Origin of the sequence: Subtercola endophyticus (assembly GCF_021044565.1) — a bacterium.
Classification (GTDB): Bacteria; Actinomycetota; Actinomycetes; order Actinomycetales; family Microbacteriaceae; genus Subtercola; species Subtercola endophyticus.
The window spans coordinates 2907236-2926567 of record NZ_CP087997.1; the positions used below are offsets into that span (position 1 = coordinate 2907236).

Here is a 19332-nt window from a genome sequence, read left to right on the forward strand (position 1 = left end):
GTGCCGTAAAACGAATCGATCGCTGCTCGCGGCAGCGTGAAATGGCATACAGAACCATGAGTGGTACCCCCACGAGCACTGTATGGGCTGGAGGCTGAAACGAGCATCCCCTTTTCGGGTGACGCGTCAGCAGAGCCGCGCGAGGCCGACCGGTAGAATCGAAGCATGGCAGATTCAAGTTTTGACATCGTGAGCAAGGTCGACAAGATGGAGGCCGACAACGCTCTGCACCAGGCGCAGAAAGAGGTCGAGCAGCGCTACGACTTCAAGAACGTGGGCGCCTCGATCGACTACAGCGGCGAGAAAGTGCTCATCAAGGCCAACTCCGAAGAGCGCGCCAAGGCGATTCTCGAGGTGTTCGAGCAGAAGCTCATCAAGCGCAGCATCAGCCTGCGCAGCCTCGACGCGGGCGAGCCGTTCGCCAGCGGCAAGGAGTACCGCATCGAAGCCAACTTCAAGAACGGCATCGAGCAAGAGGCCGCCAAGAAGATCTCGAAGCTCATCCGCGACGAGGCCCCCAAGTCGGTCAAGAGCCAGATTCAGGGCGACGAGTTGCGCGTCTCATCGAAGTCTCGGGATGACCTGCAGTCCGCCATGGCGCTGGTCAAGGGCGCCGACCTCGATGTCGCGGTGCAGTTCGTCAACTTTCGCTGAGACTCGGCTGCAGGATGCCCGGCGGCTCGCTCAGCGCCGGCGCCGAAGCCGCCCGTACACGGCCCGCGGCGCTCTACTCACCCGCCACAGCTTCGTGTGCATGATGGCGTTCAGCTCGCGCTCGAGCGCCGCCTTCTGCTCGCTCAGCGCTGCCGTCTCGGCCCGCAGCCCCGCCTCGTGCTGCTGGGATTCATCCAGCACCGCTCGCAGACGCCCCACCTCGTTGCGTTCCACCTGCGCCGCCTCGTCGGCCGCCACTCGGTCGTTCAGAGCTTGAGCCAGTTCGACCTCGAGTTCACCAGACAGCGAATCTCGGGCGCGAACATGCGAGACCTGCACCACGAGATCGTCGTCACGCGGGTCGAATGACACGGCGATGAGTCCGTCGCCGCTTGCAGACTCGCTGACGGAGTGCTCGGCGATGATATGGGCGCCGTACTCGAGAAGCAGCGCGAGGGCGTTCTGGTGGGTCAGCGCATCACCCGAGATGCGGTGGTGATGGGTCGACACGACGAGAAAACGAACGCGACCGGCCGCGAAGTCGCCGCGCGCCCGAGCGAGCATGATGGTCTCTGCGCCCTGCACGTCGCAGAGCACGATGTCGACGTGATCGAGGCCGGTGTCGGCCATCAGGGAAGCCAGGTCGACCGTGACGATGTCGCGCTCTTCGTTGTCGCTCTCGGTTCGCAGCCGAATGGTCTCACCCGGCGAAGCGCCGATGGCCGCCTGAATGAATGTGATGCGGTCGGTGGCACCGTTGAGCGCGGCGTTGCGCCGGCCGAGATCGAGGTTAGACGGATCCGGCTCGATCGCCACCACCCGGGCGTCGGGGAATTCGGCGCAGAACCACAGACTGTAGTAGCTCCAGAAGCTGCCGAGTTCGATCATGGCCCGGGCGCCGCCGGTTTCGTGCAGGCGAGTGACGATGCGGCTGAACGTCAGCTCTTCTTGCGGCTCGTGATGCCCGCTCAGGCAACGGATGACCTCGGTCATCCACGGCCCGGCGTAGCCGTCGGCCTCCACCAACACTCCGTTGTGCATGATCTGCACCGCGGTACCGTCATGGTCGTACACCTCGCCGGCCCGCTCCACTTTCGGAATCTCATCGGCGTCGTGGCAGTCGATCGTGGTCACCATGCGGTGCACGAGATACGGGCTGAATCCGTCGAGACGGGGCGAGAGATGCTGCACAGCGCCAGTCTAGGTCGTGATCAGTTGACGGGGGTCGCGCGACGCAGCACCCAAAAGCCGAACAGAGCGGCGACGGCCGTGATCGGAAGAGTCCAGAGCACAACACCGTACGACCCGGCATCCACGAACCACTGGCCGATTACGGTCCAGTTGTTCGTGAGCGTGATCAATGTCACGGCAGCGAGCCCGATCAGCACGACGATTCCCCAGAGCAGCATCTGGCCGAGGGAACGCCAGCGCAGATAGACCGTCGACACGGCCGCCCCGACGAAGAAGAAAAACAGCAGGCCGAAGAACTCTTGCGAGAACCGCTCGGGCAGACTGCCGTTGCCGTACCAGACCGTCGAGAACATGTGACCGCCGACTCCCCAGCCGTCGGTCGCCTGCTCGATATAGCTCATGATGGTGAGAATCGCCGCGTAGATCACCGAGAGCACACCGAACAGCAGAGCCGACCCGAGCGCGAAGTCGCGCCTGGTCACGCTGAATCCGAGCGCGAACGGAAAGGTGCGAAGCACGACCTGTATGCCGATGATGGCCATGTAGATGAACACGTAGGCGATCGATCCGCTGTATTGGGTGCCCTGCACCGCCTCGCGGTCACCATCCGGCGTCGACCGGTAGATGAGCACCCAGATGACGTAGTTCACGAAGAAGATGAAGGCGAGAATCAGCAGCGGTGTGCCGAGCGTCGTCCACTTGTTCGTGAGATGCAAGCGCAGCACATTCACAACGCGTGGGGCGGATGCCGCAGAGCGAGCTGCGGCGGGCGAGGTAGCGGCGAGAGTCGTCATCGTTCCTGTCCTTTCTGCGAGGTGCGTTCGGGCTGCGCGGCGCGGTCGGGCTGCGCGGCGCCCTCCGCGGCGCCGCTCAGCGACACCACGAGCTGTTGCAGCGAAACGGGGCCGACGTCGAGGCCGGCCGCTACCGCCGCGGCACGATCCTCTGCGCTGAGCCGCCCCACGGTAGCCTGCGCGAGCGACCCGAGCCCCTGCCGGCTGATCACCGTGCGGCCGGCCGTGAACGCGTCGACCGCCCGGGCCGTGCCCGCAATGGTGGTCGCCGACCCCCGCAGCTCTTCGGCATCCGAATCGACCAGAATTCGGCCCTGGTCGATGACCACGACGTGCTCGAGCAGGTTCTGCACCTCGTCGATGAGGTGGGTCGACAAGATGACGGTACGTGGATGCTCGGCGAAGTCTTCGAGCAACCGGTCGTAGAACAGCTGACGCGCGACCGCGTCGAGCCCGAGGTACGGCTCGTCGAAGAACGTGAGCGGTGCCCGCGAGGCGAGCCCCACGATGACGCCGAGCGACGAAAGCTGCCCGCGCGAGAGCTTCTTGATGCGGCGGTTCAGCGGCAGCCGAAATTCAGCGATCAGCTGGTCGGCGAACGCCGCATCCCAGTTCTCGAAGAACAGCGGCGCGTTGCGAAAGACGTGCTTGGCGCGAAAGTCTTCAGGGTACTTCTGGCTCTCTTTGATGAAGCAGAGCTGCTTCAACACATGCGCGTTCTCGACCGGCGCGGCACCGAAAACGCTGATGGTGCCGGAACTGGCGAAGTCTTGCCCGGTCAGCAGCTGCATCAGCGTCGTCTTGCCCGCGCCGTTGCGGCCGAGCAGGCCGTGGATCTTGTCGGGCTCAAGACTCAGCGACACGTCGTTCACGGCGAGCACACTTCCGTAACGCTTCGTCAGGTTGGTGATCTCGATGACACTCATGGTCAGGCCTCCTTCTGCAACAGCGCGACGAGTTGCTCGCGCGTGATGCCGAGTTTCGCCGCCTCGGCGACGAGCGGGCGGATGAACTGCTTCTCGAACTCGTCGCGGCGACCCACGAGCAGACGCTCTCTGGCGCCGGTGGCGACGAACATGCCGATGCCTCTCTTCTTGTAGAGAGTGCCGTTCTCGACCAGCACGTTCACGCCCTTGCCGGCCGTGGCCGGGTTGATGCGATGGAACGCGGCGAACTCGTTCGTCGACGGAACCTGCCCCTCTTCGGGCAGCGTGCCGTCGATGATCTCGTTCTCGATCTGCTCAGCGATCTGAACGAAGATGGGTCTGCCGTCTTCGATCACTGTCACTCACTCTCGGTTACTTGGTTAGTTACTACAGTAGTTAACCAACCATGCACGGATGCCCGTGTCAACCCCGCCGCCCGAAAAACCAGTTCGCGCGTCGCTTTTGGTCGCAAGTCACGGCGGATTGCGGCAAGAAACGACGCGCGAGGCGGGTGAGGCGGGTGAGGTGGGCTCTAAACCTCGGGGGTCTGGTTCGAGACGGCGACCATCTCGTCGCGCTCGACGACCTTGATGCGGGTGCGGCCGGCGGCGGCGCCGAGACCGAGCTCGTACTGGTCGAGGTGGTGCCAGCCCTCGACGGTGGTGAAAACCACTCCACGCTCGGCGAGCAGCGCGTCGATCGACTCCTCCGAGGGGTCGGCCGGAGTCCACCACGAGGCCTGATCGCGCACGAGGTGCGAGAGCGTCTCCATGGCGTCTGACTTGGTGTGGCCGATGAGCCCCACGGGGCCGCGCTTGATCCACCCGGTGGCGTAGACACCGGGAACGACCTCGTCATGATCATCCAGTACCCGGCCCTCGCGGTTCGGAATCACACCGCGCTTGTCATCGAACGGCACGTCGGGCAGCGGCGAACCGAAATACCCCACGGCGCGGTAGATGGCCTGAATCGGCAGCTCGCGAATCTCGCCCGTGCCCTCGACTCCGCCGGCGCCATCGGGGCGCGTGCGCTCGTACCGGATGCCCGAAACGGCGCCATCCGCACCGAGAATCTCGAGCGGCCGAGCGTAGAAGTGCAGGTGCAGCCGCCGCGATGCCCCGCCGTGCGGGCGGGTGCGCCACTGATTCATGACGCGGTTGATCACCATGACCTGCTTGTTCGAGGCGATCGCCGCCTCTGAAGCGGGGTCGAGGTCGAAGTCTTCGTCGTAGACGATCATGTCGACGTCGGGCACCTCGCCGAGTTCACGCAGCTCGAGAGGTGTGAACTTCACCTGCGCCGGCCCGCGCCGACCGAAGACGTGCACGTCGGTGACGGGCGACTCCTGCAGGCCGTCGTAGACGTTCGCGGGAATCTCGGTGGGCAGCAGGTCGTCGGGGTGCTTCGCCAGAATGCGGGCCACGTCGAGCGCCACGTTGCCATTGCCCAGCACCGCGATCGACTCGGCGCGCAGCGGCCAAGTGCGCGGCACATCAGGATGCCCGTCGAACCAGCTCACGAAGTCGGCGGCACCGTACGATCCGTCGAGCTCGATGCCCGGAATGTCGAGCGAGGCGTCACGAATGGCGCCGGTCGCGAAGATGACCGCGTTGTAGTGCTTCTTCAGATCATCCAGTGTCAGATCGACGCCGTACCGCACGTTGCCGAAGAACCGGATGTCGCCACGGTCGAGCACCTCGCGCAGGGCGGTGATGATGCCCTTGATGCGCGGATGATCGGGGGCGACGCCATAACGAACGAGCCCGTACGGCGCAGGCAGGTGGTCGAACAGGTCGATCGACACGTCGAAGTGGCGTTCAGCTTTGATGAGCAGATCGGCGGCGTAGATTCCGGCCGGCCCTGCGCCGACGATGGCCAGGCGGAGCTTGGTCATGAGGGTGTGTTTCCTTACGTTGTTAGCTGCTTCGCTCGACCATGGTGTCGGCGAAGCGAATGAGCGTCTTCTTGACCGTGCCCTCGGGCAACGGCGCGAGGGCGGCGACGGCTTCTGCCGCCCAGCGATGCGCCTCGGCGGTGGTTTCGAGGGTGACCGGATGCACGCGAAGCTCCGCGATCAGCGCATCGACCTCCTCGGCGGGGGTCACGTCGATGGTCGCCGGGTCGAGCCGCCGCAGCAACTCGGCCGCTGCGGGGTCGGTCGGGGCATCCCTCTGCAGGTAGAGCAGGGGCAGCGTGACGACTCCGGCCCGGATGTCTGTTCCGGCCGTCTTGCCCGTCTTGTCGCTCGGCGGAGCAAGATCGATGACGTCGTCGACCAGCTGGAAGGCGATGCCCACCTTCTCGCCGAAGTCGAACACGGCCTGCTGATACTCGTCGGGCGCGTTCGACACGAGAACGCCGAGCTGCGCCGACGCGGCGATCAGCGAACCGGTCTTATCGGCCAGCACGCGCAAGTAGTGTTCGATCGGGTCTTCGCCGACCCGCGGGCCAGCGGTCTCGTGCAGCTGCCCGAGGCAGAGCCGCTCGAAGGTGTCGGCCTGCAGACGAATGGCACGCTCGCCCAGAATCGAGAGCAGCTTGCTCGCCCGGGCGAAGAGCAGGTCGCCGGTGAGAATGGCGATGGAGTTGTTCCACACCGTGTGCGCGGTGGGCACACCGCGGCGCTGCTCTGCATCATCCATCACGTCGTCGTGATACAGCGACGCGAGGTGGATGAGTTCGATCGAGGTCGCCGCCGTCACCACGTCGTCGGTGACACCGTCTCCGAGCTGTGCGGTGAGAAACGCGAGGATGGGGCGCACACGTTTTCCGCCCGCATCGAGCAGGTAGCGCGCAGAGACTTCGGCGAGCCCGTCGTGAAAGGCGGTTTCTTCGACGAGACGCTCTTCGACCCGCACGATACCGGTATCGACCGCTTTGGCGGCCCTGCGATCATCCGCTGTGGCGAACAGGCGCTCGGTGAGCGAAAAAGCCGACGACGAGCCCGCGTTTCGGCGCGCAGGTTTCGTCAAGTTGACGCCCCCGGCAAGGTTCAGGGACCGATTGGTCGGCTTCACGGGGTCAAGCCTACTGAGTCGCCGAGGCGGCAGCGGACTGCGGCAGGGCGGTCTCGGGGCTCGCGGCAGCGGTCGCGGCGGGCGCGATCTCGGGCTTTGTACCCCGATGGAGGGCCACGATTCCGGCGGTGAGGTTGCGGTAGCCGACATGCGTGAAGCCCGTCTCGCGCAGCCAGCGCGAGAGGGTCTGCTGGTTCGGCCAGTCTTTGATCGACTCGGCGAGGTAGGTGTACGCGGCGGGGTTCGAACTCGCGACCTTGGCCAGGCCCGGCATCACGCGCTGCAGGTAGAGCGAGTAGCCGAGTCTGATCGGAGTGATCGGGGGCGTACTGAATTCGCAGATCACGATGCGCCCGCCGGGCTTGGTCACCCGGTAGAGCTCGGCGAGAGCCACACGCGGTTCGACGATGTTGCGCAGGCCGAACGAGATGGTCACGGCGTCGAACTCGTCGTCGTCGAAAGGCAGGTTCATGCCGTCGGCCACCACGAACTCGACCCGGGGGTTACCGGCCTGCTGGCGCTTGCCCACCTCGATCATTCCGGGCGAGAAGTCGGCCGCGACGACCTGCGCGCCACTCTTGGCGAGCGAGGCGCTCGAGGTTCCGGTTCCGGCGGCGAGGTCGAGAATGCGTTCGCCCCACTCGGGTTCGACCGCCTTCGTCGTGGCGACACGCCACAGAAACGCGTTTCCCACCGAGAGCACGTTGTTCGTACGGTCGTAATGGGTCGACACGTCGTCGAACATCGCAGAAACCTGCGCGGGCTGCTTGCTGAGGTCGGCCTTGGACACCCCCACAGTTTACGGGGCACCTCCGCCGCACTCGGCAAAGGCTCAGGATGCCCGCAGCGGGCTTGCGGCGGAGGCCCCCGCGTGCAAGCGCCGCCTTTCACCTCGCGGATTCGATCGAATTCGCGAAAAAGCCCCCAAAACTCGACGGGAAGGGGCTTTTTCGCAAAGTGGATTGCGGATGTGGGGTGGGGGGCGGAGGCACGGGGCATCCGGATACGATGTAACGATTCAAATCGCGAGACACAGAGCGTGCGAGACACAAAGCATGCGAGACACAGAGCATACGAGACACAGAGCAGGGGTAACAATGGCGTCGACGGTCGGGCCGAACTGGGCAGGCACCTACGAATTCGGGGCCGCGCGCCTGCACACACCCCGAAGCACGGCAGAGGTGCAAGAGATCGTCGCCGCCTCGCCGCGAGTGCGCTCGCTCGGCACCCGGCACTCGTTCAACGACATCGCCGACAGCACCGGCGACCTCGTCAGCCTCGTCGACCTGCCCCCCGAGGTCTCGATCGATGCGGATGCACGTACCGTCACGGTCGCCGCCGGAACACGTTACGGCGCTCTCGCCGTCGCCCTGCAGGCCGAGGGCTGGGCGCTGCACAACATGGGCTCGCTGCCGCACATCTCCGTCGCCGGAGCAGTCTCGACCGCCACCCACGGCTCCGGAAACCGCAACGGCAACCTCGCCACGGCCGTCGCGGGGCTCGAGTTCGTCGCGGGCAGGGGTGAGCTCGTGAGCGTGACCCGCGAACATCCGGCCTTCGCCGGCATGGTCGTCTCGCTCGGCGCCCTCGGCGTGATCACCCGCGTCACCCTGGACATTCAGCCCACCTTCGACGTGCGGCAAGACGTCTACATCGACCTGCCGTGGGATGCCCTGCTGGAGTCGTTCGAAGAGGTGACGGGCAGCGCCTACAGCGTGAGCGTCTTCACGAACTGGCTCGGCGACACGGCCGAGGGTCTGTGGCTGAAGACCCGGCTCGTCGACGGAGAGCCCCGCTCGCTGCCCGGGACGCTCTTCGGCGCGACCGCGTCGGTGTCGAAGGCCACCTCGCCGGCCGACGAGGGCCGCGACAACACCACCGTGCAGGGCGGGGTTCCGGGTCCCTGGTCGGAGCGACTGCCGCACTTTCGGTTCGACGCGACGCCGAGCAACGGCGACGAGATTCAGAGCGAGTTCTTCATCGACCGCGCGCACGCACCCGCGGCGCTCAGCGTGCTCCGTTCGATGGGATCACGCATCGCGCCGCACCTGCTCGTCACCGAGCTGCGCACGGTCGCCCAGGATGAGCTGTGGCTGAGCATGGCGTACGGGCGGCCTTCGCTGGGCATCCACTTCACCTGGAAGAACGACCCGGCGGGCGTGTACGCGCTGCTGCCCGACATCGAGGCCGCCCTCGCGCCCTTCGGCGCCCGGCCGCACTGGGGCAAGGCGTTCACGGCGAGCGCCGCGGCCATCGCCCCGCTCTACGAGCGCCTGCCCGACTTCGCCGCCCTCGCCGCCCTCTACGACCCCGACCGCCAGTTTCGCAACGCCTACCTCTCCCGCGTGCTAGCCCTGCCCCAGTAGCCCGCGCCCTCCCTCCCTCCCTCCCTCCCTCCTCCCTCCCTCCTCCCCCTCTCGCCCTCGTCGCTCCCCCCCTCTCTCCCTCCCTCTCGCCCTCCTCCCTCCCGCCCTCTCTCCCTCCCTCCCCCGCAAACCTCGACTTTGCGAAAAAGCCCCAAAGAATTGGCTTTTGGGGGCCTTTTCGCAAAGTCGAGGCACCGGAGTCGGACACGCGTGTGGGCAACGTGCAAGGGGGCGGGGCGGTGGGCTGGCGCCCAGGCTGGGGCGCGTAGCCTTTATTCGTGATCGAAACTGCACAGGCGACCCGGCTGTACGTCGAAACCCGGGCGGTGAGCGACATCAAGCTGCTGATTCCGCTGCTGGATGCCCGGCATCCCCAACTCTGGATTCGCAAGGGCCAGGGCATGGCAGGCCTCGGCACCGCGCTGCGCCTCGAGTTCTCGGGCCCCGATCGGTTCACCGATGCCTGCGCCGCATGGCGTGAGGTGGCCGCCGCCGCGACGGTGAACGACCCGATCGCCGCACCCGGCACCGGGCTCATCGCGTTCGGCACGTTCGCCTTCTCGGCACGGTCGGCCGAGACGAGCGTGCTCATCGTTCCCGAGGTGGTCATCGGCAAACGCGACGGGGTGTTCTGGGTCACGCGCACGCGCGTGCTGGCCGAGGGCGAGCAGGCTCCGGATGCCCGGGGCGGCGTCTCAGGCCTGACGGGCCTTATCGCAACGGTGACGGCGAAGTCGGGCTCTCGCAGCGGTTCGGGTGCCGGCACTGCCGCCGGGCATCCGCTGCCCGCAGACGTACCCCCCGCGACCTCGTTCGGGCCCGAGTACCGCCTGACGCTGCTGCCCGGCGCCGCCACTCCCGACACGTACCGCGCCGCGGTCGAGACCGCCGTCGGCCGCATCAACGCCGGCGAGCTCGAGAAGGTCGTTCTCGCTCGCGATCTCGTGGGGCATCTGCCTGCGGATTCCGACCTGCGGCGCGTGCTGCTCGACCTCGCGCTCGGCTACCCCGACTGCTACACGTTCGCCGTCGACGGCCTCGTCGGTTCGAGCCCCGAGACCCTCGTGCGCGTCGACCACGGCACGGTCTACGCGCGCGTGCTCGCCGGAACCATCTCGCGCGGCCGCGATGCAGAGGCCGACCACGATCAGGCGGTCGCCCTCGCCACGAGCTCGAAAGACCTCGACGAGCACCGCTTTGCGGTTGCCAGTGTGATGACCGCGCTCGCCCCGCATTCGACAACCGTGATCGCGAGCGAAATTCCGTTCACTCTGAAGCTGCCGAACCTCTGGCACCTGGCGAGCGACGTCGAAGGCACGCTCAGCGATGGTTCGACCTCGCTCGACCTCATCGCGGCCCTGCACCCCACAGCGGCGGTGGCGGGCACGCCGACACCGGATGCCCTGCGGCTCATCGACGAACTGGAACCCTTCGACCGCGGCCGCTACGCGGGCCCGGTCGGCTGGGTCGGCGCCGACGGCGACGGCGAGTGGGCGGTCGCGCTGCGCTGCGCCCAAGTCGACGACGACGGCACGATCACGGCCTACGCGGGCGCGGGAATCGTCTCGGAATCGAACCCCGAGCACGAATTCCTCGAGACGCGCATGAAGTTCCGCCCCATCGTCGAGGCGTTCGCGTAGGCACCCGCCCCGGGCATCCACAGCCGAATCAGGTCGCGGCGAGGCGGCGCTTCTGCTCGTCGATGTCGAAGTCGGCAGAGGGCCAGCTCTGGCCGAGGTTCCGCAGTGCATCCAGCAGCAGGTGCTGCACCGCCAGTCGCGCGTACCACTTGCGATTGGCGGGAATCACGTGCCAGGGCGCGGTCGGCGTCGACGTCTTCTCGAACACGGTCTGGTAGGCGTCTTGGTAGGGGTTCCAGAGCAGGCGCGAGTCGATGTCGTTGGGGTTGAACTTCCAGTACTTGTCGGGGCGCTCGAGGCGCTCGGCGAGGCGCGTCTTCTGCTCGTCGGCGCTGATGTTGAGCATCACCTTGATCACGGTGGTGCCGTGTGCGACCAGTTCCGACTCGAAGTCGTTGATCTGCCGGTACCGCTCCTCGATGACCTCGGGCGCGGCGAGTTCGAGCACCTTGCCGGCGAGCACGTCTTCGTAGTGTGAACGGTCGAAGACGCCGATGTGGCCCGGTGTCGGCAACTGCTTGCGGATGCGCCACAGAAAGTCGTGCTCGAGCTCTTCGGGCGTCGGCTTCTTGAAGCTCGCGTGCTGCACGCCCTGGGGGTCGACCAGCCCGACCACGTGCCGCACGATTCCGCCTTTGCCCGAGGAATCCATGCCCTGCAGCACCAGCAGAATCGACCGCTCGTCGCCGAAGAGGCTGTTGGCGAAGAACTTCTCTTGCAGCAGGCCCATCTCCGGCGCGTCGGTGATCAGGGCCGCGGCGCCGTCGGCCTTGCTGCCGTCGAATGCGGGCGTGGCGCTCGGGTCGCTGCCGGCCAGCGTGAAACCCGCGCCGGCTCGCAACAGGGGCGCCGGGTCTTCGCTCCAGGTCTTCACGGGCTTTGCGGACTTCTCGGGCTTTGCGGACTTCTCGGGCTTTGCACCCTTCTCCGGCTTCGCGGCTTTTGCGGAGCTCTCTGGCTTGTCAGGCTTCATGGCGTTCGCCCTTCGTCGGCGGCCGTGCCGCGTCGTCATCGTCGGGTTCAGGCTACGCCGCTCGTGCTCACTGCCCAAAGCGACACCCACCGCCGAGCCCTGCACACTCTGCGAGCATCGACTTTGCGAATAAGCCCCCAAGAATCGTCGGGAACAGGCTTTTTCGCAAAGTCGATGCTGCGCGAGGGTGAAGATACGTGCGGCGCGGGTCAGCGCAGGAGTGGCACCTCGAGGATGGCGGGGCCCGTCACGGGGGCCGTGAGGGCGCTGTCGAGTTCGCTGCGGGTGGTCGCGCGGGAGTAGTCCCAGCCGTAGGCCGCGGCGAGCGCGGCGAGATCGACATTCTGCGGCGTGTTCATGACCCGATCGAACGCTGCCCTATCGGCGCTGGCAGCGACTTCGAGCGTGTCGAAGATGGTGCCGCCGCCGTCGTTGCCGACAACGAGCTGGATGCGCGGCAGCCGCTCCCCTACTCCGAACAGCAGGCTGCCCACGTCGTGCAGCAGGGTGAGATCGCCGAGCAGCACGCGGGTTACGCCGGTCTGGGCAGCCAGAGCGGATGATCGGGGTTCCGCTCGGGCAGAGCTCGCCCGTTCGGCCAGGGCCACGCCACGGCCACCGCCACTGCCGCTGCCGCTGCCACTGTGGCGATTTTCGCGCAGCGAGCCCGGAGTACGTTGGCTCGCCAGGGCGATTCCGGTCGCCGTCGCGATCGTGCCGTCGATACCGGCCAACCCCCGGTTGGAGTGCACACTGATCTTCTTGCCCGGCGCCCACCGATCAAGATCGCGAATCAGCCGCGACGCGCCGAGCACCAGCCGATCGTGCGGCCAGGTCGCCCGCCAGACGGCCAGCCCGAGCATCCGCCGCGTGATGGGTGCACGCAGCGCGGCCAGCTCGTTCACCCGGTATTCGCGGCGCTCGGCGATATCGGCCGATCGGGCCGCGTGGATGTTCGGCGGCGCCACATCGTCGGGCTCCTCTTCGAGCAGCGCTCGACTGGTCAGCACCCACTCGCGCAGCCAGGCGCGGTCGGCGGCGGCGCGCTCGGCGCCATCGGACTCGGCACGAGCACCCCACCCTGCACCAGCACCCGACCCGCCACCAGCACCCGACCCGCCACGAGCACCCACCTCGGCACCAGCACCCGACCCGCCACGAGCACCCACCTCGGCACCAGCACCCGCCCCGCCACGAGCACCCACCTCGGCACCAGCACCCGCCCCGGCATGAGCACCCGACGTGCCAGAAGCATCCGAATCGCCACGGGCACCCACCCCGGCGTGAGCATCCGACGCGCCAGAAGCATCCGAATCGCCGGAAGCACCGACCCGACCATCGTCGGCCGGCGCCACGGTCGCCCGCTCGGCGAACCTGCTCACGCGGTGCCCGGGGTTGAACACCCCGAGGTCGTCGGCCGCATGACCCACCACCACGACCTCGACCTCATCACGCAGCAGCAGCGCGGGAACCTCCCGAGACAGCGACGGATGCCCGAACACCACCGCTCGCTCGACCCGCCCGCCGAACTCAGGGTCAGCGAGCAACTCCCGATAGGCGACCACGAGGTTGCGCCCGAACCGCGACCCGCTCGATACCTCCGCGATGAGCGGCCAGCCGCCCTCGTGCGCGAGTTGCTCGGGTGCCGGGCCGGAGCCGTGCCCGGCGATCACGATCGTGCGGGGGCCACGAGACAACTCAAGCGGCGTCGCGTCGGAAGCACGGGGAGCGCCGGCACCGCTGCGAGCCACAGCAGCGCGGGCAGCGTCTGCCGCGACGTGATGCGGCCCAGCCTGATCCGGCCCAACCTGATCCGGCCCGGCCTGATCCGGCCCGGCCTGATCCGGCCCGACCTGATCCGAACCGTCGAGCCCCAGCTCGGTGAGGTCGGGCACCACGCCTGAAAGAGGCTCACGCAGCTGCAGATTCACGTGCACCGGGCCGGGCGCGCGGCTGGCGGAACGGGCATCCATCGCCGAAGGCTCACCCAGCGCAACGGCCCAGGCTCGCCGAGCGATGTCACGCGCAAGTTCGGGCTCGTTGGGCGCACCAATGGGAGCAGCGACGTCGAACTCGGCCCGGATGAAGCGGCCGAAGATGCCGGGCTGCCACGTGGTCTGGTTGCTGCCGGTTCCGCGCAGTTCGTCGGGGCGGTCTGACGTGATGAGGATGATCGGCACGTTCGAGTGGCTGGCCTCGAGCACGGCGGGCAAGAGGTTGGCTACCGCGGTTCCCGATGTCGTGACGACGAGGGCCGGGCGTGCCGTTTCGACGCCGAGGCCCAGGGCAGTGAATCCGGCGCTGCGTTCGTCGAGGCGCACCTGCAGGTCGAGAATGCGGGCACGATCGAACTCGGCGAGGATGAGTGCCAGGGCTTGCGAGCGTGATCCAGGCGCGACGATGGCGTCGGTTGCTCCGAGTCGAGCGAATTCGCTCAGAATCGCCAGCGAAAACGCGGCGGCGGGGCTCTCAGGCGCCGGCTCGGCCGCCGTCACCGCTCGGTTCTGCCGTTGTCGGTTCGTTTGTCGGGGTCGTCGTTCTCGGCGAACTGCTGCTCGAGCTCACGAAGCTGCGCTTCGGAGACCGGATCGGCCCGCAGGGCGCCCAAGAACTCCGGGTCGTCGTCGGGCCCGACCGTACGGTACTGCACCTGGCGTTTCGACGACTTGCGACCGCGCCCGATGAGAAACCACAAGATGCCGCCGACCACCGGAAACAACAGCACGATGAACACCCAAGCGACCTTCGGGAGCCCCCGAACTCGGGTTCGGGCGAACAGAATGCAGTCGACGAGCGCGTACACGTAGAAAGCCACCGCAACCGCGACGAGACCAACCAAGAGACGAGCCATAATCAAACCTTACGCCCTGCGAATGCGCAGAAACCCACTCGTGAGATTGTGCACGGGAGGCTCGCAGAAAGCGATCAGAACCGCCTCTGTAAGCTGAGGAGGTGAAAACTGGTCGCACCTGGGTCGTCTATACGCTGATTCGCATCGGCATCTTCGCCGTGGTGCTCGCAATCCTTCTCGTGACGCAGATGACGCCGTGGATCGCGGCCGTCATCGCCGCCGTCATCTCGCTCTGCGCGTCGTACATCTTCTTGCGCAAACCGCGCGAAGAACTGGCCAACGGGCTCTTCGAGGCCCGACACGGAACCGCGAAGCCGGCCCCCCGTGCAGCCGAGAAGCCCGGGTCAGACGAAGACCTCGAAGACACGGTGGTCGAGCACGCCGACGACGGCACGAAGCCCCAGCCCTAGAACGTCAGCGCCCTAGAACGTCAGCGCCGCTGCCAGCCCGAGGCCGAACAGCAGCCCCATGAAGCTGGTGAGCTTCAGCGCGAGAATGAACTCCTTCGCCGTCTTGCCCGTCAGCACGATGAGAATCGCGGGCAGCGACAGCAGCAGCGTGAAGAACACCAGTGGCGCCAGCGGGAACAAGAACGAGAACAGCAGCAGAATCGCATACGCCAGCAGCAAGAACACCACGAACACGATGCGCGAGGCACGCTGGCCGAGCAGCACGGCGAGCGTGCGCTTCTTCGCCACCCGGTCTTGCTCGATGTCGCGGATGTTGTTGACCATCAGTACTGCGCACGCGATGAACCCGGCGGCGGCCCCCGCCAACAGGCTCTCGACGTTGTACGTTCCCGACAGGATGTACGTGGTGCCCACCGTGGCCACCAGCCCGAAGAAGATGAACACGAACACTTCGCCGAGCCCGTAGTACCCGTACGGACGCTTGCCGCCCGTATAGAAGTACGCCGCCGCGATGGCAATGGCACCCGGAATCAGCAGCCACCACTGCTGGGTCAGCAGAACGATGGCCACCCCGCAGGCAGCTCCCAGCGCGAAGAACACCAGAGCGACGGCCAGCACCCGTTTCGGATTCGCCACGCCCGAACCGGTGAGCCGGGGCGGCCCGACCCGGAATTCGTCGGTTCCGCGCACCCCGTCGGAGTAGTCGTTCGAGTAGTTCACGCCGATCTGCAAGAACAACGCGACACCGAGGCACAGCAGCGCGAGACCCCAGTCGAGCGACCCGAGCCGGTTGAGGCCGCCCACGACACCGTCGCCCGTGATCAGTGTCGCGGCCCCGATACCGAGCGCGACAGGCGCGATCGCGAGCGGGAGGGTGCGGATGCGCGCTCCCGCGATCCACATCGCCGGGGTCGGCTTCGTCAATTTGTTCGGCGCAGAGTGCTGCCTCTTGCCTGCCGGGTGACCGGACTTTCTTCGCTTGGTTTGCGCCACCCGAAGATTCTACCGAGCGCGGCCGCGACTCCCGCTGTGCGCAGGGTGTCGACTCATCCGGCTCGCGTTCAGGCGACGTGTCCGAGGGCACGCGCCACGGCCATGCGGTCGGGCTTGCCCGAGCTGAGGGTGGGCACAGCGTCGAGCAGCACGATGCGTGAAGGCGCGGCCGGGCGCCCGACAGCGTCGGTCACGGCAGCCTGCAGCAGGGCGAGCGAGCCCTCACCGAACGGCCCGCTGGTCACCACTACCGAAGTCTGCCCCCACTTCTCACTCGGCTGCGAAACCACGATCGCCGTCTGAAAACCCTCGAACGATTGCACGACCCGTTCGACCCGGTCGAGCGCGACCTTGATGCCGCCCGAGATGATCACATTGTCGAGCCGACCCGACACCGAGACCTGGATGCCCGCGGGCCCGCTCGTCACCTCGCCGCCGTCGTCGGTGCGGTACCAGCGCCGCCCCGCATCGGAGTAGAACTTGCGGGCCGTCAGCTCCTCGTCGCCGAGGTATCCCTCGGCCAGCATGGGGCCCGAGAGCTCGAGTTCGCCGGCCGTGGTGCGGGCGACGGCTTGCCCGATGGGATGCCCGTCGTAGACACATCCGCCGCTGGTCTCGCTCGATCCGTACGTTCGCTTCACCTTGAGGCCGAGATCGGTCGCGCGGGTGAACAACGCGGCGGGTACCGCCTGCCCACCGATGAGCAGTGCATCCAGTCGCCGAAGGGAGGCGCGGATGCCCGTGTCGCTCTCGGCCGCATCGACGAGTCTGGCGAGCTGGGCCGGCACGATCGACGAGAACGTCAGTTCTGCGGTGAGCTCGTCGACGAGTTCGGCGAACGCGCGGGCTCCGAAGCTGCCCGGCGGCATCACCAGCGGGCGGGTCGCGGCGACGATCGAGCGGATCAGCACCTGCATTCCCGCGATGTAGTGCGTCGGCAACGCAAGCACCCACTGCCCCGGGCCGCCGAGCTCGGACTCGGTCGCCCCGGCACTGGCGAGCAGGGCGTCGGCACTGAGCGCTACCCGCTTGGGCAGCCCCGAGCTGCCCGACGTCTCCACGACGAGGGCGACGTTCTTGACTACCTCGGTCGGCAGCGGGGGCGCCGTCGGCAGCGCGAGGGCCCCGGTCTGGGCGGGTGCGCCGGAATCTGCACCGCGATCGGCACCGAACGTCGACCCGGCGTGCCGCGCCCGTGAGGCTTGCTTCACCTCACGCGGCAGTATCGCGGGGCCGGTTCCGCTCAGCGCGGCCCGCACGGCGACCGACATCTCTGCCGGGTCGACCGCCGGCACAACCTCGAGTCGTCTCGTCATCTCCCCAGCCTAAATCTCCGTCACGGGCATCCGACCGCCCGCGCCGCCCGTATTCGCGTCACAATGGGGCATGGCCACACCGCACCACGCCCCACCCGCGCACACCCTACCCACCCTCGCCGACCTCCTTGGCAGCGCCAGCGTCGTCTCGCTTCCGTTGCACACGAGATTCCGGGGGGTGGATGCCCGTGAAGCTGTGATTCTGCGCGGCCCCGAAGGCGCCACCGAATTCTCCCCGTTCGTGGAGTACGACGACGTCGAAGCCCTGGCCTGGCTCGCCGGCGCCATCGACTTCGGCTGGACCACGCCGCCCCCACCACTGCGCGACCGCATCGCGGTGAACGCCACCCTTCCCGCCGTGGGCCCGTCCGAAGTCGCAGCGGTACTCGACCGGTACCCGGGTTGCCGCACCATCAAGGTGAAAGTCGCCGAGCGCGGCCAGACGCTCGACGACGACATCGCGCGGGTGCGCGAAGCCCGCGCCTACCTCGGCACGAGCGGCCGCATCCGACTCGACGCCAATGGCGGCTGGAACGTCGATGAGGCCGAGCACGCCATCCACGCCCTCGCCGAGTTCGACCTCGAATACGTTGAGCAGCCGTGCGCGAGCGTCGATGATCTCTGGGAGATCCGCCAGCGCGTGAAGTACATGGGCATTCCGGTCGCGGCAGACGAGAGTGTGCGAAAAGTGGAGGATCCGCTGGAGGTGGCGCGCCGGGGTGCCGCCGATGTGCTGGTCATCAAGGCGCAACCGCTAGGGGGCATCCACTCGGCCCTCGACATCGTCGAGCGCGCCGGGCTGCCGGTGGTCGTCTCTTCAGCGCTCGATACGTCAATCGGAATCGCGATGGGCGCACACCTCGCGGCCAGTATTCCGAATCTGGAATACGATTGCGGGCTTGCCACGGCGGCGCTTCTGGCCGCCGACGTGACAGCCGAACCGCTCGTGCCCGTCGACGGATCTATCGCGGTCACCCGCCCGGTACTCGACGAGTCGCTCGTTCAGAAGAGCCTCGCTACCGCCGAGCGTGATGCGTGGTGGCGCGATCGCCTCTCCCGCGTCTACGGCCTGCTCACCGAGTTCAGCGACACCAAGGGCCGCCACTGCGCGTGACCGCGGCCGGGCCTACAGCCCCGAGTACGAGTGCAACCCGTGAAAGAACACGTTCACGACGCCGAAGTTGAACAGCACGGCTCCGAAGCCGATGATGGCCAGCCACGCCGACCGTGATCCGCGCCAACCGCGCGTCGCCCGAGCGTGGATGTAGCCGGCGTACATGACCCAGATGATGAAGGTCCAGACCTCTTTGGTGTCCCAGCCCCAGTAGCGCCCCCAGGCCCGCTCGGCCCACACGGCACCGGCGATCAGCGTGAAGGTCCAGAACACGAACCCGACGATGTTCACGCGATAGGCGAGATTCTCGAGCCGAGTCGAATCCGGCAACGACGCCAAGAACTTCAGCTTCAGAAACTTCAGCGCAGAGCCCGAGTTCTCGCGTCGAGCCTGCAGCAACTGGATGCCCGACAGCGCAAATCCGAGCGCGAAGAACGCGGTGCCGAGGCTCGCCACGAACACGTGGATGACCAGCCACGCCGACTGCAGCGCCGGCGGCAGCGGCGCGATGACCACGTAGTAGTTCACCGTCGAGATGCCCAGCAGCACCAGCACGAGACCGCTGATGAACGTGCCGAGGAAGCGCAGGTCGACCCGGGTGTTCACCACCAAGAAGACGCCGACGATCAGCACCGTACCGGTCATCGAGAACTCGTACATGTTGGCCCACGGCACCCGCTGGGCCGCAATGCCGCGCAGTATGTCGGCGACGACCTCGAGTGTGAAGCCGAGAATCGTGAACGCCATACCGAGCCGCAGGCTCAGCGACCGCTTCGAAACAGAACCGTCTGCAGCGACCCGGCCGCCCTTCAGGCCGCCCGCACCGCCCCCGGATGCCGCACTCTTCGTCTTCGAAGGCGCGAGGGTGATCGTGTCAGCGCCCGCCGCAGCACTGGCTGCCGGCGCAGAATCGGCCTGACCCGCTGCGCCCGCTGCCGCCCCGACCGTCTCGAGCACCTTCGGCGCGGTCGTGACCGTTCCGTCGACGGCGACCTTGTTGCCGGCCGAGACTTGAGCCGAACGGCGAGCGAGGTCAAGAGCGAACGCGATGAACGCAGCCGCGTAGACCACCATCGCGGCGTACAGA

Annotated in this window: 18 protein-coding genes; 5 read left to right on the forward strand and 13 right to left on the reverse strand. The window is 67.1% G+C overall.

The features are described from left to right. Positions 1 to 165: 165 nt before the first annotated feature. Entirely contained in the window at positions 166 to 654 is a 489-nt protein-coding gene (locus tag LQ955_RS13420) for a YajQ family cyclic di-GMP-binding protein (RefSeq protein ID WP_231025012.1), read from the forward strand. Between the two features lie 30 nt (positions 655 to 684). On the opposite strand, the gene LQ955_RS13425 is transcribed toward LQ955_RS13420, so the two are convergent. The 7 genes from LQ955_RS13425 to LQ955_RS13455 form a co-directional block, all read right to left on the reverse strand. Continuing rightward, positions 685 to 1845, reverse strand: a complete 1161-nt coding sequence (locus tag LQ955_RS13425; protein WP_231025013.1) for an FkbM family methyltransferase — start codon at positions 1843 to 1845, stop codon at positions 685 to 687. Between the two features lie 20 nt (positions 1846 to 1865). Then, entirely contained in the window at positions 1866 to 2639 is a 774-nt protein-coding gene (locus LQ955_RS13430) for a hypothetical protein (protein ID WP_231025014.1), read from the reverse strand. Then, positions 2636 to 3565: an ABC transporter ATP-binding protein gene (locus LQ955_RS13435; RefSeq protein WP_231025015.1), complete on the reverse strand. Its 930-nt coding sequence runs from the start codon at positions 3563 to 3565 to the stop codon at positions 2636 to 2638. The genes LQ955_RS13430 and LQ955_RS13435 overlap by 4 nt, the downstream gene beginning before the upstream one ends. A 2-nt stretch (positions 3566 to 3567) precedes the next feature. Next, positions 3568 to 3921 carry a GntR family transcriptional regulator gene (locus LQ955_RS13440; protein ID WP_231028146.1) on the reverse strand — a complete coding sequence of 118 codons (354 nt, stop codon included), beginning with the start codon at positions 3919 to 3921 and terminating at the stop codon, positions 3568 to 3570. Between the two features lie 176 nt (positions 3922 to 4097). Then, positions 4098 to 5459: an FAD-dependent oxidoreductase gene (locus LQ955_RS13445; protein ID WP_231025016.1), complete on the reverse strand. Its 1362-nt coding sequence runs from the start codon at positions 5457 to 5459 to the stop codon at positions 4098 to 4100. A 22-nt stretch (positions 5460 to 5481) separates the two neighbouring features. Further along, entirely contained in the window at positions 5482 to 6537 is a 1056-nt protein-coding gene (locus tag LQ955_RS13450) for a polyprenyl synthetase family protein (protein WP_231025017.1), read from the reverse strand. A gap of 55 nt (positions 6538 to 6592) precedes the next feature. After that, a complete protein-coding gene (locus tag LQ955_RS13455) occupies positions 6593 to 7372 on the reverse strand; it encodes a class I SAM-dependent methyltransferase (RefSeq protein ID WP_231025018.1) in 780 nt (259 codons plus the stop codon). A gap of 307 nt (positions 7373 to 7679) precedes the next feature. On the opposite strand from LQ955_RS13455, the gene LQ955_RS13460 reads away from it, so the two are divergent. Together LQ955_RS13460 and LQ955_RS13465 are read left to right on the forward strand one after the other, a co-directional pair. Further along, positions 7680 to 8948 carry a D-arabinono-1,4-lactone oxidase gene (locus LQ955_RS13460; RefSeq protein ID WP_231025019.1) on the forward strand — a complete coding sequence of 423 codons (1269 nt, stop codon included), beginning with the start codon at positions 7680 to 7682 and terminating at the stop codon, positions 8946 to 8948. 281 nt (positions 8949 to 9229) lie between these two features. Then, positions 9230 to 10588, forward strand: coding sequence for an isochorismate synthase (locus tag LQ955_RS13465; protein ID WP_390623488.1), 1359 nt, complete (start codon positions 9230 to 9232; stop codon positions 10586 to 10588). Between the two features lie 28 nt (positions 10589 to 10616). Here LQ955_RS13465 and LQ955_RS13470 read toward each other — a convergent pair whose 3' ends face one another. From LQ955_RS13470 to LQ955_RS13480, 3 genes are all read right to left on the reverse strand, one after another. Continuing rightward, positions 10617 to 11561, reverse strand: coding sequence for a PPK2 family polyphosphate kinase (locus LQ955_RS13470; RefSeq protein ID WP_231025020.1), 945 nt, complete (start codon positions 11559 to 11561; stop codon positions 10617 to 10619). Between the two features lie 209 nt (positions 11562 to 11770). Further along, a complete protein-coding gene (locus LQ955_RS13475; protein WP_231025021.1) occupies positions 11771 to 14056 on the reverse strand; it encodes a 2-succinyl-5-enolpyruvyl-6-hydroxy-3-cyclohexene-1-carboxylate synthase in 2286 nt (761 codons plus the stop codon). Beyond that, entirely contained in the window at positions 14053 to 14412 is a 360-nt protein-coding gene (locus LQ955_RS13480) for a PLD nuclease N-terminal domain-containing protein (protein ID WP_231025022.1), read from the reverse strand. The genes LQ955_RS13475 and LQ955_RS13480 overlap by 4 nt, the downstream gene beginning before the upstream one ends. Before the next feature lie 101 nt (positions 14413 to 14513). Here LQ955_RS13480 and LQ955_RS13485 point away from each other — a divergent pair, with 101 nt between their 5' ends. Next, positions 14514 to 14822 carry a DUF4229 domain-containing protein gene (locus LQ955_RS13485; protein WP_231025023.1) on the forward strand — a complete coding sequence of 103 codons (309 nt, stop codon included), beginning with the start codon at positions 14514 to 14516 and terminating at the stop codon, positions 14820 to 14822. 12 nt (positions 14823 to 14834) lie between these two features. On the opposite strand, the gene LQ955_RS13490 is transcribed toward LQ955_RS13485, so the two are convergent. Continuing rightward, entirely contained in the window at positions 14835 to 15815 is a 981-nt protein-coding gene (locus tag LQ955_RS13490; RefSeq protein WP_231025024.1) for a 1,4-dihydroxy-2-naphthoate polyprenyltransferase, read from the reverse strand. Positions 15816 to 15883: 68 nt separating this feature from the next. Next, positions 15884 to 17131, reverse strand: a complete 1248-nt coding sequence (locus tag LQ955_RS13495; RefSeq protein WP_231025025.1) for an AMP-binding protein — start codon at positions 17129 to 17131, stop codon at positions 15884 to 15886. Between the two features lie 70 nt (positions 17132 to 17201). Between LQ955_RS13495 and LQ955_RS13500 the strand changes: the two genes are divergently transcribed. Then, the gene (locus tag LQ955_RS13500) at positions 17202 to 18245 is read left to right on the forward strand and encodes an o-succinylbenzoate synthase (protein ID WP_231025026.1); all 1044 of its coding nucleotides are present in this window, start codon (positions 17202 to 17204) and stop codon (positions 18243 to 18245) included. A gap of 12 nt (positions 18246 to 18257) precedes the next feature. Here the strand turns inward: LQ955_RS13500 and ccsB are convergent, their stop codons facing one another. Beyond that, complete coding sequence (gene ccsB, locus LQ955_RS13505; protein ID WP_231028148.1) at positions 18258 to 19319, reverse strand: c-type cytochrome biogenesis protein CcsB; 1062 nt, start codon at positions 19317 to 19319, stop codon at positions 18258 to 18260. Positions 19320 to 19332 lie beyond the last annotated feature (13 nt).